Below are 15936 nucleotides of genomic sequence, written 5' to 3' on the forward strand. Positions count from 1 at the left end.
GACACAAAAAATGTTACCATTACAAGAATTTGTACAAAATCGTTACAATAAATCTATCGCAGAATGTAGTAACGAAGAGCTTTACCTTGCTCTTCTTAACTACAGCAAAATTGCTAGCAGTCAAAAACCAGTCAACACTGGTAAGAAAAAAGTTTACTACATCTCAGCTGAGTTCCTTATCGGGAAACTCTTATCAAACAACTTGATTAACCTTGGTCTTTATGACGATGTTAAGAAAGAACTTGCTGACGCAGGTAAAGAGTTGATCGAAATCGAAGAAGTAGAATTGGAACCATCACTTGGTAACGGTGGTTTGGGACGTTTGGCAGCCTGCTTTATCGACTCAATCGCTACACTTGGTTTGAACGGTGACGGTGTTGGTTTGAACTACCACTTTGGTCTTTTCCAACAAGTGCTTAAAAACAACCAACAAGAAACAATTCCTAACGCTTGGTTGACTGACCAAAACTGGTTGGTTCGCTCAAGCCGTAGCTACCAAGTACCATTTGCGCACTTCACATTGACATCTACTCTTTACGATATCGATGTACCTGGTTACAAAACAGCTACTAAAAACCGTTTGCGTTTGTTTGACTTGGATTCAGTTGACTCTTCTATCATCGAAGATGGTATCAACTTTGACAAGACAGATATCGCTCGCAACTTGACTCTTTTCCTTTACCCAGACGATAGCGACAAACAAGGTGAATTGCTCCGTATCTTCCAACAATACTTCATGGTTTCAAACGGTGCTCAATTAATCATCGATGAAGCAATCGAAAAAGGAAGCAACTTGCATGACCTTGCTGACTACGCAGTTGTACAAATCAACGATACTCACCCATCAATGGTGATTCCTGAATTGATCCGTCTTTTGACTGAACGTGGTATCGAACTTGATGAAGCAATTTCTATCGTTCGTAGCATGACTGCCTACACAAACCACACAATCCTTGCTGAAGCCCTTGAAAAATGGCCTCTTGAATTCTTTGAAGAAGTGGTTCCTCACTTGGTACCAATCATCAAAGAATTGGACCGTCGTGTTAAAGCAGAATACAAAGACCCAGCTGTTCAAATCATCGATGAGAGCGGACGTGTTCATATGGCTCACATGGATATCCACTACGGATACAGTGTTAACGGGGTTGCGGCTCTTCACACTGAAATCTTGAAGAACTCAGAGTTGAAAGCTTTCTACGACATTTACCCAGAAAAATTCAACAACAAAACAAACGGTATTACTTTCCGTCGTTGGCTCATGCATGCTAACCCAAGATTGTCTCACTACTTGGATGAGATTCTTGGACACGAATGGCACCATGAAGCTTCTAAATTGGAAGACCTTCTTTCATACGAAGACAAGGCTGCTGTCAAAGAAAAATTGGAAAGCATCAAAGCTCACAACAAACGTAAATTGGCTCGTCACTTGAAAGAGCACCAAGGTGTGGAAATCAATACAAACTCTATCTTTGATATCCAAATCAAGCGTCTTCACGAGTACAAACGTCAACAAATGAACGCTTTGTATGTGATTCACAAATACTTGGACATCAAGGCTGGTAATATCCCTGCTCGTCCAATCACAGTATTCTTTGGTGGTAAAGCAGCTCCTGCCTACACAATCGCCCAAGACATCATCCACTTGATCCTTTGCTTGTCAGAAGTGATTGCAAACGACCCAGCAGTAGCTCCACACTTGCAAGTGGTAATGGTTGAAAACTACAACGTTACTGCAGCAAGCTTCCTCATCCCAGCATGTGATATCTCAGAACAAATCTCACTTGCTTCTAAAGAAGCTTCAGGTACTGGTAACATGAAATTCATGTTGAACGGAGCTTTGACTCTTGGTACTATGGACGGTGCTAACGTGGAAATCGCTGAGTTGGTTGGCGATGAAAACATCTACATCTTCGGTGAAGATTCAGAAACTGTTATCGACCTTTACGCAAAATCAGCTTACAAATCAAGCGAATTCTACGCTCGTGAAGCGATCAAACCTTTGGTTGACTTTATCGTGAGCGACGCTGTTCTTGCAGTTGGTAAGAAAGAACGCTTGGAACGTCTTTACAATGAATTAATCAACAAAGACTGGTTCATGACTCTTCTTGACTTAGAAGACTACATCAAAGTGAAAGAGCAAATGCTTGCTGATTACGAAAACCGTGATGCATGGTTGGATAAAGTGATCGTCAACATTGCTAAAGCAGGATTCTTCTCATCTGACCGTACAATCGCTCAGTATAACGAAGATATCTGGCACTTGAACTAAGATATAAAATTTAATAGTTATTACACTATCTAGCAAAAAAGCGAGTTTCAATTGAAATTCGCTTTTTTATTTGAACAATTTATAGTAGAAATAGTATAGATAATCACTAATATAAAGAATCATTTTTAAAATAAAATATGTTAAAATAAATACATATAATTAGTTTATACCTAATATTTACAGAGGGATGCTATGAAAAATTTAGAGATTGGGAAACGAATTCGTACATTACGGACTGAAAAAGGATTGAGTAGGGAAACCTTTTGTGGAGATGAAAAAGAACTTACTGTTCGTCAGTTGGGCCGAATTGAAACGGGAAATAACTTGCCCAGTTTAGCGAAACTAGACTATATAGCCAAAGTATTAGGAGTTTCAATATCTCAGCTAATTGACGAGGGCTTGTTAATTGTTCCTAAAGAGTATTTAAAACTAAAAACGAAATTGATTCGTCAATCTATTCATGGAGATGAAGAAAAAATTCTTCAACGTGAGGAAATCTTTGAGGAAATTCAGGAACGCTTTTATGACCAACTGCCTGAAGATGAGCAAGTAGCAGTTGAAGTCCTACAAGCCATTGATGATGTATATGTTTCTGAAAACGCTGAATTTGGGGAAGGTTTAATTGAGGAGTATTTTGAGCAAACAATGCTGCGAACAGAATATTCGACAAATGATCTACTACTATTGTACTTGTATTTTTTATCTTTAGCGGTTAATGCAGAACGAGATGAAATAACTTTAAAAAAAGTTTGTCTAAATATTGTATCTCAAACAAATTATGATGATACAAACTATATTCACTTGCTTCAAAGGGTGCTAATAGGTTTAGTACTTTATCAGCTTGACATCGATTATCATGAATTTATACCTGAAATATTGAGCATTTTAAGAGAAATTATGATTGACATCGGAGATACTAGTTTAAAACCAACTGTAGACTTCATTGAAGCAAAATATTACTTATACGGAGAAAAAGATAAAGAAAAAGCCCTGCAATACTATGAAAAAGCTATCAATGGGGCAGAATTTTTGAATGACATGAATTTTAAAAATCGAGTGATAGAAGAAAAAAATAAGGACTTTCCATAATTTCAATTTAAAAACAGGACATAAATGTCAGTGGACATAAATGTCCTGTTTTTTTACTCTCGTAAGGTATATACTGTTATTGTAAATAAGTTAAGAAGAGCGCAATGCTAGAAACATTTCTATTTAACGGGATGTAGATTAGCAGGCGGGAGAAAAATATGGTAAAAACAATTGACTATTATATGGATGAAAAGTTTGTCAAAAAGGATTATCTGATTATCAAAAATAGTCTAGATAGCAGACGACTATGTAAAGTAACACTTGATGAGAAGCTACTAAAGTTAGTTCTCTTGCTTCCAAATGAAGTGAAAGAAATCAAAATGGACTCCAACTTAAATCCGAGAATTAGAGTTGATGACATAACCGATGGGAGTGAGTGAAGTTTCTAAAATAGAAATTAAAATTAGAAAGAGGTAATAAAATGATTAAGGTAGAAAGAGTTATAAAGCGATTTGGAAATAATATTGCTTTAAATCAAATTAGTTTTTCAATAAACGAAGGAGAAATTTTTGGATTTCTAGGTCCATCTGGTTCAGGGAAGACAACAATGATCAATATTCTGACAGGACAGCTACAGGCTAACAGCGGAAAGACAGAATTATTAGGGAAAGATTCTCAAAAATTACTTCCGTCAGATTTTGAAGAGTTAGGTTTAGTAGGTGACACAAGTGGTTATTACGAAAAATTAAGTTTGTACAATAACTTGTTGCTATTTGCAAGACTATACGGAGTTTCAAAATCTCGAATTGAAGAAATTCTAAAACAAGTTGGTCTGTATGATAGTAAAGACACTCCAGCTGAGAAACTTTCTACAGGAATGCGTCAACGAATGCTTTTAGCTCGTGCTTTAATCAATTATCCTAAAGTTCTATTTTTAGATGAACCTACAAGTGGGTTAGATCCCACCACCTCAAAGAAGATTCACAAATTACTACAGGAGTTAAAAGAAAGAGGAACAACCATTTTCTTAACTACTCATGATATGAATGAGGCGACTTTATTATGTGATAACCTAGCTCTTTTGAATAAAGGCGATCTTATTGAACAAGGAAGCCCAAGCGAAATTATCCAAAAATACAACATGGAAAAAAAGGTTACAGTAACCTATAGTGACTATACTAAAAAAGTAGTGCGCTTCGAAGACTTGCAGCAAGAAGATTATAAAAAAATGATGACGATTCACTCATGTGAACCAACTTTAGAAGATATTTTTATTAAATTGACAGGAGAAAAATTAGATGTTTAAGAGAATTTTAGCCCTTATCTGGTTGAGGACACAAGTATTATTAACAAACAAAAACACTTTGGTACAAGTAGTATTCCCATTCTTTCTTGTTCTACTCTTCCAAAATTTTATGAATACAGATGGCACTCAAGGGAAAACACTATTGTTCAGTTCTTTAACAATGGCATTCTCATTTTCTTCTGGATCAATGATTTCAAACTCTATTGCAGAGGAAAAAGAAAAAAGAATTTTTAAAACTCTTATCTTAAGCGGAGTTCGCCGTGGAGAATATCTTGTTTCCGTTTTGTTTTATCCTGTAATCTTTGCCTTGGCTTCAGTTATTTCCTTCCCTATTATGGTTGAAGTGGATTTCGCAAAAGATTATCCTGTATACTTTGTAGTAGCTTCTCTGGTAGCATTATGTACATTTCTCTTAAATCTAGTGATTGGAGCTATTTCAGAAACACAAACTCAGGCTCAGGTTTATGGTTTGATTCCAATGCTTGGTCTTTCATTCTTACCGATGTTTTCTCAAGTTAGCTCAGAGGTTAAGAAATTTATGGATACAAGCTTCTTAGGAGTTTATGTAGATTTCTTTAATAAACCAGATTTCAAGTTGGATTTTGACAGTTTAGGGATCACTTTTGCTTGGGTTGTAGCATTACTTGCCCTTAGTTATTGGGGTTTAAAAAATAAAAATAGAGTACAGTTTGGGAAATTAACAATCGCTAAACTTCATAAACTAACTTTTTTTAAAGCTTAGTGTTCAGTCCCCATAACCTAGTCTTTTGGATGGGGTATAGCGTCAGACAAAAAACCAGCACTTAACAATGCTGGTTTTCACTACATTTAAGCCTCGGAACTTACTTAGAAATCACCTCAAGTTTCTTAGACTCGTTTACAAACAGTATTATAATAGTAATGTGGTAAAGAAAGAGGGTGTTTTTATGTGGAAAAAATATTTTTCAAAATATAAATGGACTAATTTGTTTTGGATTCTTTTTGTAATTTGGTCATGCCTTTATAGGGGTAATAGTTCTTCGTTTCCGCTCACTCATCAAGAAATCTCCTTTCATGGATGTTGTTATGGGGCAGCACTTGCCTTATATCACTTGCTATTTATTGATAAATTTGTCATTTCGAATCGAAAATAAATGGAGAGGTCAAAATTTTTTATACTTTTCGGAAAGACAGTTAAAAATCGTGTTTTAAACCCGCATCTCAAGAAGAGGTGTGGGTTTTGTATTATTTCAAAAATTTATTTACAGTGCTTTCCCAACGAGAATCTCTGCTTCGATGGTGATCTCTGTCAGTTGGCTCCAATCAATCTTGCTTTGGTCAACGTGAAAAAGGAGGGGTGTCATGCTGAGCAGTGCTTGGCGTTGCTCTGCTGTGATAGACTTGGTCAAGGAAGCAATCTGACTAGATTGGATGCTGAAGTGTTCTTGGAAGTGTTCTTTGATATCTTGGTTTGAATAATCCTTCTTAGTCAGCTGATCCTGTACCATCTGACGGATTTCCTTGAGGTGGTTTTCAGTAGGAATGACCTTGATTAAGATGCCGTCCTTTGATAAGACTCGTCGGAATTCTCCGTAGTTGGCAGGTGAGAAGATATCAAGTAGGATATCCATGCTGGCATCTTTTATAGGAAGACGAGCCAGGTCACCGACAAACCAATTGACCGCCCAGTTGGGTTCGCTTTTGGCAGCAATCTGGATCGAGTCTTTCGAGATGTCAAAGGCGTAAAAGGTTTTTTCAGGGTGCACTTCTTGGAGTTTGCGAGAGTAGAAGCCTTCGCCACAGCCAATGTCCAAGATGGTTTTTGCGGATGGATTAGTGGCTAGTATGTCTGAGATACCTTCTAAGATAGCCTGATAAAAGCCAGCTTCTAGGATTTGCTGGCGATTCTGAAAGTTTTCCTTGTCGTAGTTGGCAGATTGCTTGATTTGCGGAGCTAGATTGACATAGCCGAATTTTGCCAGGTCAAAAGAATGGCGATGATCACACTTGAGACTAGACTCTACCAAGGTCAGATTTTCTTGGCAGATAGGGCAGGCAAAGGCACTAGCAGAAGCAAAGCGCTGGAGTTTGGGTTTGAGGTTTGTATTCATAGTTTAAGTGTATCAAAAGAGGCAAATGAAAGCAACTTTAGGAATAAGTAGATGGGAGATTCAGTAGAAATGAAACTAATTCTCCAATTTATAGAATGAAATTGCTTTTATATCTAAATTGCTTTATAATAATGATAAGGAGGAAATAAGTATGTTAAAAGAAGTATTAAGCGTCGCAAAAGTTGCGAAAAAATCATCACTCTTTTTGGGTGGTGTCGCATTTGGTACCCTTGGTTTGAAAATCTTGGCAAGTAAGGAAGCTAAAAAAGGTTATTCTAAAGCTTTGGCTAAGGCTTACAAGTTGAAAGACGAACTAGATGCATCTGTTTCTGTTGTGAAGCAACATGGAGACGATGTCTTGCAAGATGCCAAATATTTGTACGAGCAAGAGAAAAAAGAAGAGCAATTAGATAGCCTTATAGGTGAATAATATGTCTTTTAAAGTGCTACATAGAGGATACCAACATATCCGACTATCATCTTCTTTTTCACTCACCTTGGATATTCAAGACTATCTTCGTTCCTTGGCGAGAGATGAAAAGGGGATTGAGTCTATCCAGTTTTACATGGATCAACAGCACTTTACTCTACGTATAAAAGAAGGCTTTTCTGTATTAGATAATGCAGAAGCCTTTTTAAAAAGAATTGATAAAGGAAAAGTTTCTGAGTTGATGACTCTTCCCATTCGTAGAGAAGAGAGTGCTTATTCTATTGTTTCAGGTGCAGCGATTAAGCGTATGATTTTTCGTAGTTTTGTGCCATATCCTATTCGCTATATATGGACTTGTTATCAGGCTTTGGGTTATATCAGAGAAGCCTATCAAACACTAGCGCGTAAGGAACTAACGATGGAAGTCTTGGACTGTTCGGCGATTTTATTGTCCTTGTTTATGAGCCAATCCAAGACAGCTAGCAATATCATGTTTATGCTTGATTTGGGGAATCATTTAGATCAGTGGTCTTTGAAAAAAACTGCAACAGATTTAGAACAAAGCCTTCTTGCAAAAGAGAGCGACGTATTCTTAGTACAGGGGGATACGGTTGTTAGTATCAAGAGTTCCGATGTTCAAATAGGAGATGTCTTGATCTTATCTCAAGGAAATGAAATTCTGTTTGATGGACAAGTAGTTTCAGGTTTAGGTATGGTCAACGAAAGTTCCTTGACGGGAGAGAGTTTTCCAGTTGAAAAAAGAGAGTCTGATTTGGTTTGTGCAAATACAGTATTAGAAACTGGAGAGTTGCACATTCGTGTAACCGATAATCAGATGAACAGCCGTATTTTACAGCTGATTGAGTTGATGAAGAAATCTGAAGAAAACAAGAAAACGAAACAACGCTATTTCATCAAGATGGCGGATAAGGTCGTCAAATATAATTTCTTGGGGGCTGGGCTGACTTACCTATTGACAGGTTCTTTTTCTAAGGCTATTTCTTTCCTATTGGTCGATTTCTCCTGCGCTTTGAAAATCTCTACTCCTGTAGCTTATTTGACAGCTATCAAGGAGGGGTTGAACCGTGAAATGGTGATTAAGGATGGAGATGTTCTGGAGAAATACCTGGAAGTTGATACCTTCTTATTTGATAAGACTGGAACAATCACAACTAGCTATCCTATAGTTGAAAAGGTGTTACCTTTTGGAGATTATAGTGAGGAAGAAATCTTAAGAATCAGTGCCTGTCTTGAGGAACACATCTATCATCCTATCGCTAATGCCATCGTCAATCAAGCTGAGATAGAGGGGATTGAACATGAGGAAATGCATGGGAAACTCCAATATATCACAAGTAAGGGGATCAAATCTCATATAGATGGGCAACCAGTTCTTATTGGGAATTATGTTTTGATGCAGGATGAGCAAATTCATATCAGTTCAGAACAAAATGCTTTAATTGAAGAGTACAAGAGTCACTACAATCTCTTATTCTTGGCTTATCAGAATGAATTGATTGGAATGTTCTGCATTCATACTCCTTTGAGAAAAGAAGCAAAAGCAGCCTTGGAAAAACTTAAGGCACAAGGGAAAAAATTGATTCTGGCAACAGGGGACACCTTGGTTAGAACAGAGGAATTAGTCAAAGATTTGCCCTTTGATCAGGTCTATACAAACTTGAAACCTGATGGAAAATTTGAGTTAGTAGAGGAACTGCAGAAAGCAGGTCACACTATTTTGATGGTTGGAGATGGCTTGAATGACTCAGCGGCTCTAACCCTATCAGATATCGGTGTGGTGATGAATGAGAGTGCAGATATTTCTAAGCAGATGAGCGATATCTTATTGTTAGATAATCGTTTGGATTTCTTCCAAGAGTTGGATTCGCTATCATCATCTTTGCAAACACTCATCAAGAAGAATATTCAAGATACCGTTGTCGTAAATAGTAGTTTGATTGGCTTTGGCTTGTTTAATTGGCTCAGTCCTTCAAATCTCTCTATCTTACATAATCTAACAACCTTACGTATTGTACTGCGTAGCCTGTCTATTAAGGGATAGGTGGGGGACTATTAACAGCAAAAAGGAGTTACCTTTCTCGAGGTTAACTCCTTTTTTCATAGGTAAATGTTGAACAGTTTAGTAAGTCAATACAAAATATTTTTTCTTACCACGTCGGATAACAGTGAGTTCGTTCTCTAACTTATCTGCATCTCCTAAGACATAGTCCAGGTCTTGGATACGGTCACCGTTGACGTAGATAGCTCCGTTTTGTACGTCTTCACGGGCTTGGCGTTTTGAGTTAACCACGCCAGAAGATACAAGAAGTTCAACGATGTTGTGATTTTCGTCTGCTTGTACTTGGTAGTTTGGCACGCCACGAAGTCCTTGTTTGAGTTCTTTGACAGAAAGGTTTTTGATATTTCCAGCAAAGAGTTGCTCAGTGATGTTAAGGGCTTCTTTGTAGGCTTCTTCTCCGTGTACAAGAGTCACAACTTCACGAGCGAGGACTTTTTGAGCCAAGCGTTCGTGTGGTGCTGCTTCGAATTGTTTACGGATGTCTTCAATCTCATCCAGTGACAAGAAAGTAAAAATCTTCAAGAAGCGAACAGCGTCAGCGTCCATGACGTTCATCCAGAATTGGTACATTTCGTATGGAGAAGTCTTTTCAGGGTTGAGCCAAACAGCATTCCCTTCAGATTTACCAAATTTCTTACCAGTTGCGTCTGTAATCAGTGGAACAGTGATTACGTGACCAGTCTTATCAGCCTTACGGCGCATCAACTCAGTACCAGCTGTCATGTTTCCCCATTGGTCAGATCCACCGATTTGCAGGGTAACATTGTGATCTTGGTTAAGGACAAAGAAGTCGTATCCTTGCATGATTTGGTAGGCAAACTCAGTGTAAGAAATCCCTGTTTCAATACGTTTCTTCACAGACTCCTTGCTCATCATGTAGTTGACAGTGAAGTATTTTCCGATATCACGGAGGAAGTCAATGAAGCTGATGCTGCCAAACCAGTCGTAGTTGTTGACCATGACAGCTTTATTTTCACCATTTTCAAAGTCAAGAAAGCGAGAAAGTTGTCCTTGGATAGACTTGACCCAGCCATCTACTGTGTCTTTTGTTTGGAGACTACGCTCAGCATCTTTGAAGGACGGATCTCCGATGAGACCTGTAGCACCGCCAACGAGCGCATATGGTTTGTGACCTGCTAACTGCAAGCGACGACTTGTCAAGATTGCGACAAGGTGACCTAGGTGAAGGCTGTCAGCAGTTGGATCGTAGCCAGTATAATAAGAAACTTGACCTTCTTCTAGGGCTTTACGCAAAGCTTCTTCATCAGTCGTTTGAAAAATCAAACCACGCTCTTTTAGCTCATCAAAAATGTGCATGTGTCTTTTCTCCTTTTTAAAATATTGTTTCTACCTATTGTACCACAAAGTCAGGAAATAGCCTAGTATCTTAGGGGAGAAAGTTGCTGCTTGGACTTTTTTGGAAACGAGTGAAATATGGTATAATAGCACTAGCTTATAATCAATGAAAATCAAAGAGCAAGCGAGGAAGCTAGCCGAAGGCTGTACTTGAGTACGGCAAGGCGAGACTGACGTGGTTTGAAGAGATTTTTGAAGAGTATTGTTTTCAGAGAAATAGATAAAAATAGTTAAGAAAGGGGCTGAAAGATGTCTCATATTATTGAATTGCCAGAAGTCTTGGCCAATCAAATCGCGGCAGGAGAAGTAATAGAACGTCCTGCTAGTGTGGTTAAGGAGCTAGTTGAAAATGCCATTGATGCTGGCTCTAGCCAGATTATCGTAGAGATTGAAGAAGCTGGACTTAAGAAGATCCAAATCACAGATAATGGACATGGAATCCCCCACGATGAAGTCGAGTTGGCTCTCCGTCGTCATGCGACCAGTAAGATTAAGAATCAAGCGGATCTTTTTCGGATTCGGACCCTCGGTTTTCGTGGTGAAGCCCTGCCCTCTATCGCATCTGTCAGTGTTTTGACTTTGTTGACAGCGGTGGACGGTGCCAGTCACGGGACCAAGCTAGTGGCTCGTGGGGGAGAAGTTGAGGAAATCATTCCAGCGACCAGTCCTGTGGGGACTAAGGTTTGTGTGGAAGACCTCTTTTTCAATACACCGGCTCGTCTCAAGTATATGAAGAGCCAGCAGGCAGAGTTGTCTCATATCATTGACATTGTCAATCGTCTAGGGCTAGCCCATCCTGAGATTTCCTTTAGTTTGATTAGTGATGGCAAGGAAATGACACGAACAGCTGGCACGGGTCAACTGCGTCAAGCTATTGCTGGGATTTATGGTTTAGCTAGTGCCAAAAAAATGGTTGAAATTGAGAATGCTGACCTAGATTTTGAAATTTCTGGTTTTGTCTCATTGCCTGAATTGACACGGGCTAATCGTAACTACATCAGCCTCTTCATCAATGGCCGTTATATCAAAAACTTCCTGCTTAATCGTGCTATTCTTGACGGTTACGGCAGCAAGCTCATGGTGGGGCGTTTTCCACTGGCTGTGATTCACATCCATATCGACCCTTATTTAGCAGATGTCAATGTGCACCCAACCAAGCAAGAGGTGCGGATTTCCAAGGAAAGAGAACTGATGGCGCTGGTTTCAGAAGCTATTGCAAAGAGTCTCAAGGAACAGACCTTGATTCCATATGCCTTGGAAAATCTGGCAAAATCTACTGTTCGCAATCGTGAAAAGGTAGAGCAAACGACTTTGCCACTGAGAGAAAATACGCTCTATTATGAAAAAAATGAGCCGACCAGACTAGCTCAAGCTGAGGTGGCAGACCATCAGGTGAATCTGACGGAAGAAAGACAGGATTTGAATCTGTTTGCTAAGGAAACTTTAGACCAGATAACCAAACCAGCTAAACTGCATTTTGCAGAGAGAAAGCCAGCTAGCTATGACCAACTAGACCATCCAGAGTTAGACCTAGCTAGTCTGGATAAGGCTTATGATAAGCTGGAGCGAGAAGAATCTTCAAGCTTCCCAGAATTGGAATTTTTCGGTCAGATGCATGGAACCTATCTCTTTGCCCAAGGGCGAGATGGGCTCTATATCATAGACCAGCATGCGGCCCAGGAGCGAGTCAAGTACGAAGAGTACCGCGAAAGCATTGGCAATGTTGACCAGAGCCAGCAGCAACTCCTAGTGCCTTATATCTTTGAATTTCCTGCGGATGATGCCCTTCGTCTCAAGGAAAGAATGCCTCTCTTAGAGGAAGTAGGTGTCTTTCTAGCAGAGTACGGGGAGAATCAATTTATATTGCGCGAACATCCTATTTGGATGGCAGAGGAGGAAATCGAGTCAGGTATCTATGAGATGTGTGATATGCTCCTCTTGACCAAGGAAGTTTCAATCAAGAAATACCGAGCAGAGCTGGCCATTATGATGTCTTGCAAGCGGTCTATCAAGGCCAATCATCGTATCGATGACCACTCAGCTAGACAACTCCTCTATCAGCTCTCTAAATGCGACAACCCATACAACTGTCCCCATGGACGCCCTGTTTTGGTACACTTTACCAAGTCAGACATGGAAAAGATGTTCCGTCGCATTCAGGAAAATCACACTAGCCTACGAGAACTAGGCAAATACTAATACTCTTCAAAAATCAAATTTAAACTGCATCAGCCTTACCTTGCCTAACTCAAGTTATGCCTACGGTTAGCTTCCTAGTTTACTCTTTGATTTTCATTGAGTATAAATTGAAGGGAAAATTATGTACGAATATCTAAAGGGTATTATTACCAAAATTACTGCTAAATATATCGTCCTAGAAGCTAACGGTATTGGCTACATTTTGCATGTAGCTAACCCTTATGCATACTCAGGGCAAGTTAACCAAGAAGCACAAATCTATGTGCATCAAGTTGTACGTGAAGATGCTCATCTACTTTACGGTTTTCGTTCAGAAGACGAGAAAAAGCTCTTTCTCAGCTTGATTTCTGTATCAGGCATTGGTCCTGTTTCCGCTCTTGCCATCATCGCAGCTGATGACAATGCAGGCCTCGTTCAAGCTATTGAGACTAAGAACATCACCTATTTGACCAAGTTCCCTAAAATCGGTAAGAAAACAGCCCAACAGATGGTATTGGATCTAGAAGGTAAGGTGGTTGTGGCAGGGGACGACCTCCCTGCTAAGGCTGCAGTTCCATCTAGCAGTGACAACCAAGAATTGGAAGAGGCTATGGAAGCCATGTTGGCACTGGGCTACAAGGCAACGGAACTCAAGAAAATCAAGAAATTCTTTGAAGGAACGACTGATACAGCAGAGAACTATATCAAGTCGGCCCTTAAGATGTTGGTCAAATAGGAGATTTCTATGCCAAAACGTTGTGGCTGGGTTAAAATGAACAACCCTCTGTATATAGCTTACCATGATGAGGAGTGGGGACAACCTCTCCACGATGACCAGGCCCTTTTTGAGTTGCTCTGTATGGAGACATATCAGGCTGGTCTTTCTTGGGAAACAGTGCTTAACAAACGCCAATCCTTCCGAGAGGTTTTTCATGGTTACCAAATTCAAGCAGTCGCAGAGATGTCGGATGAAGAATTGGAAGCTTTGATGGATAATCCAGCCATCATCCGCAATCGTGCTAAGATATTTGCGACGCGCACAAACGCTCAAGTATTTCTACAAGTACAGGCAGAATTCGGAACTTTTGATGCTTATCTTTGGAATTTTGTAGATGGGGAAACCATGGTCAATGATGTCCCTGACTATGCTCAAGCACCAGCTAAAACGCCATTATCTGAGAAAATATCCAAAGATCTCAAAAAACGAGGTTTCAAGTTCACAGGTCCAGTCGCTGTCTTGTCTTTTTTACAAGCAGCAGGGCTAGTTGATGACCATGAGAATGATTGTGAATGGAAAGGGATATAAATTATGTCAAGACATCATAAGGGAGTCCTTGGTTTTTCGATTCTCTATACAGTTCTCTTTGTGTTTGATGGCGTTAGATGGTTGTCTTTCTTGATACCATCTGCCATTGCAAGTTATCTAGTTTATGTAGTATTAGCTTTGTACGGCTTTTTCTTGTTCAAGGACAGATTAATCCAACAATGGAATGAAATTAGAAAGACTAAAAGAAAATTTTTCTTTGAAGTTTTAAAAGGCTGGCTTCTTCTCTTTTTAATAACCATCCTTTTTGCTCTCCTTTCGGAAATATTGAAACAAGTTTTGGGATTGAGTGGTCAAGGGCAAAATGAGGCTAGTATACAAAGTGCTTTTAAAGAACACCCCCTACTGATAGCAGTTTTTGCTTGTGTCATAGGTCCTGTGGTAGAAGAAGTCTTCTTCCGACAGATTTTTTTGAAGTATCTGAGAAAGTACCTATCAAGCTGGTTGAGTATCTTTATAGTCGGACTTGCCTTTGCCCTAACCCATATGCACAGTTTGGATTTATCCGAGTGGATCAATGCAATTTATTACTTGGGTGGAGGCTTAGCCTTTTCTATCATCTATGTGAAAGAAAAAGAAAATATCTACTATCCCTTGGTCGTCCATATGATAGTGAACAGCCTCTCCTTTATCATTTTAGCTATCAGTAGTATCCAGTAATGATAATGAGAAAAAGCTGAGAAATTCATCTCAGCTTTCTTTGTTATAGTCAAAGCGAATGACTTGCTCCGTTGCATCTACATACGCGTGGACTCCAAAGGGAACAATTGCTCTTGGTGTGGCATGGCCAACGTTTAGATTATAGATAATCGGGATATTGCTATCAATGGTGTCCATTAAAGTCTCCTTATAGTCGTCATAGAAGGTTTCATCCATAGGTTTTCCGACCAAGAGTCCACTGACGACCTCAAATATCCCCGTTTCTTTTAAAGCCTGCAACATTTTTTTGAAATCATCAGGTTCAGGCTTTTCTTGACTTGTTTCTAGCAATAGAATCTTTCCTTCCCAGTCGGATAAGTCAGGGAAAAGTTTGTATTTTTGGCAGAGGTCTGTGCTATCTGCGTGTAGAGAGTTGTCAAAAATATCATAGAGAGACTCAAGACAACCACCGAGGATTTCTCCCTCAAACTGAGCATTGCCTTGTAACAAGTCAAAACCTGTATTTGCATGGCTGACACGAGGTGTTCCCAAGGCTTTGGGACTAAAATCAGTCCGTTCCTCATACCAAACGTCACTAGGCCGAATTTCTGAGATTCTTCCCGTCTCAATCAATTCTTTGAAGTAGTGGAGGCTATATGACAACATTTCTTTGTCTAATTCACAAATGTCTGCTAGAAAGGATTAGCCGTAAAAAGTCTTGATTCCTAGTTTATGCAACATGAGATGGTTCATGGTCGTATCCGAGAAACCGAGAAAAATCTTTGGTTTGATAACCTTTTGTAGTTGGTCATTTTCAAAAAGATAGGGTAGCAGGCGATAGGTATCGTTTCCACCAATGGCGCATAGGATCATGTCGATACTATCATCAGAAAAGGCCTGAATCAAATCCTCTGCACGAGCTTCAGGATGTTCTTTGATAAAATCTAAGCCTTTTAGCGAATGATGTAAAAAGATAGGATTGAGTCCGAGGTCCTTGAGACGTTGAATACCCAAGTCCACTTCGTGCTTGACAAAGTCTTCACCCATAGTCCTACTAGATAAACTTATAATACCAATAGTAGAAGTCATATATTATCCTCCTAGAAAAAATTGATGCTATTGTATCACAAAAGATGAGGGAAAACAACAAGAATTAGAGTCAGAAGAAGACTTTTAGACCAAGAAAGTAGTAAAAAAGCAACCAATGATGTGGTTGCTTTTTATAGTAGTTGCAT

General features: G+C 39.3%; 14 protein-coding genes and 1 pseudogene. 12 read left to right on the top strand and 3 right to left on the bottom strand.

The window, feature by feature from the left end; genetic code table 11:
* Nucleotides 1–10: 10 nt before the first annotated feature.
* The 6 genes from glgP to BQ2679_RS11180 all read left to right on the top strand — a co-directional run bounded on the left by glgP (nt 11) and on the right by BQ2679_RS11180 (nt 5737).
* Nucleotides 11–2269, top strand: a complete 2259-nt coding sequence (glgP, locus tag BQ2679_RS01445) for a glycogen/starch/alpha-glucan family phosphorylase (RefSeq protein WP_075565442.1) — start codon at nt 11–13, stop codon at nt 2267–2269.
* A 192-nt stretch (nt 2270–2461) separates the two neighbouring features.
* Nucleotides 2462–3358, top strand: a complete 897-nt coding sequence (locus tag BQ2679_RS01450) for a helix-turn-helix domain-containing protein (protein WP_075565444.1) — start codon at nt 2462–2464, stop codon at nt 3356–3358.
* 158 nt (nt 3359–3516) lie between these two features.
* A complete protein-coding gene (locus BQ2679_RS01455; RefSeq protein WP_075565446.1) occupies nt 3517–3738 on the top strand; it encodes a hypothetical protein in 222 nt (73 codons plus the stop codon).
* A gap of 41 nt (nt 3739–3779) precedes the next feature.
* Nucleotides 3780–4604, top strand: coding sequence for an ABC transporter ATP-binding protein (locus BQ2679_RS01460; protein WP_075565448.1), 825 nt, complete (start codon nt 3780–3782; stop codon nt 4602–4604).
* Nucleotides 4597–5346 (top strand): ABC transporter permease, encoded by a 750-nt coding sequence (locus BQ2679_RS01465; RefSeq protein WP_075565450.1) that lies wholly within the window; start codon nt 4597–4599, stop codon nt 5344–5346. Before BQ2679_RS01460 ends, BQ2679_RS01465 begins: the two co-directional genes overlap by 8 nt.
* A 184-nt stretch (nt 5347–5530) precedes the next feature.
* Nucleotides 5531–5737 carry a hypothetical protein gene (locus BQ2679_RS11180; protein WP_075566074.1) on the top strand — a complete coding sequence of 69 codons (207 nt, stop codon included), beginning with the start codon at nt 5531–5533 and terminating at the stop codon, nt 5735–5737.
* A 108-nt stretch (nt 5738–5845) separates the two neighbouring features.
* On the opposite strand, the gene BQ2679_RS01475 is transcribed toward BQ2679_RS11180, so the two are convergent.
* Nucleotides 5846–6694 carry a putative RNA methyltransferase gene (locus BQ2679_RS01475; RefSeq protein WP_075565452.1) on the bottom strand — a complete coding sequence of 283 codons (849 nt, stop codon included), beginning with the start codon at nt 6692–6694 and terminating at the stop codon, nt 5846–5848.
* Nucleotides 6695–6845: 151 nt separating this feature from the next.
* Between BQ2679_RS01475 and BQ2679_RS01480 the strand changes: the two genes are divergently transcribed.
* Both BQ2679_RS01480 and BQ2679_RS01485 read left to right on the top strand, forming a co-directional pair.
* Complete coding sequence (locus BQ2679_RS01480) at nt 6846–7124, top strand: DUF6110 family protein (protein ID WP_000910903.1); 279 nt, start codon at nt 6846–6848, stop codon at nt 7122–7124.
* 1 nt (nt 7125) lies between these two features.
* On the top strand, nt 7126–9186 hold the full coding sequence (locus BQ2679_RS01485) for a heavy metal translocating P-type ATPase (protein ID WP_075565454.1): 2061 nt from the start codon (nt 7126–7128) through the stop codon (nt 9184–9186).
* 78 nt (nt 9187–9264) lie between these two features.
* On the opposite strand, the gene tyrS is transcribed toward BQ2679_RS01485, so the two are convergent.
* On the bottom strand, nt 9265–10521 hold the full coding sequence (gene tyrS / locus BQ2679_RS01490) for a tyrosine--tRNA ligase (RefSeq protein ID WP_075565457.1): 1257 nt from the start codon (nt 10519–10521) through the stop codon (nt 9265–9267).
* Between the two features lie 288 nt (nt 10522–10809).
* On the opposite strand from tyrS, the gene mutL reads away from it, so the two are divergent.
* The 4 genes from mutL to BQ2679_RS01515 all read left to right on the top strand — a co-directional run bounded on the left by mutL (nt 10810) and on the right by BQ2679_RS01515 (nt 14722).
* Nucleotides 10810–12759, top strand: a complete 1950-nt coding sequence (mutL, locus tag BQ2679_RS01500; protein WP_075565459.1) for a DNA mismatch repair endonuclease MutL — start codon at nt 10810–10812, stop codon at nt 12757–12759.
* A 121-nt stretch (nt 12760–12880) separates the two neighbouring features.
* Nucleotides 12881–13474 (top strand): Holliday junction branch migration protein RuvA, encoded by a 594-nt coding sequence (gene ruvA, locus BQ2679_RS01505; protein ID WP_075565460.1) that lies wholly within the window; start codon nt 12881–12883, stop codon nt 13472–13474.
* Nucleotides 13475–13483: 9 nt separating this feature from the next.
* Complete coding sequence (locus BQ2679_RS01510; protein ID WP_075565462.1) at nt 13484–14044, top strand: DNA-3-methyladenine glycosylase I; 561 nt, start codon at nt 13484–13486, stop codon at nt 14042–14044.
* A complete protein-coding gene (locus BQ2679_RS01515) occupies nt 14045–14722 on the top strand; it encodes a CPBP family intramembrane glutamic endopeptidase (RefSeq protein WP_075565464.1) in 678 nt (225 codons plus the stop codon).
* Between the two features lie 30 nt (nt 14723–14752).
* On the opposite strand, the pseudogene BQ2679_RS01520 reads toward BQ2679_RS01515, so the two are convergent.
* Nucleotides 14753–15790 (bottom strand): annotated as a pseudogene (locus tag BQ2679_RS01520) (S66 family peptidase).
* Nucleotides 15791–15936: the final 146 nt, after the last annotated feature.

This window comes from Streptococcus timonensis (assembly GCF_900095845.1).
Taxonomy (GTDB): domain Bacteria; phylum Bacillota; class Bacilli; order Lactobacillales; family Streptococcaceae; genus Streptococcus; species Streptococcus timonensis.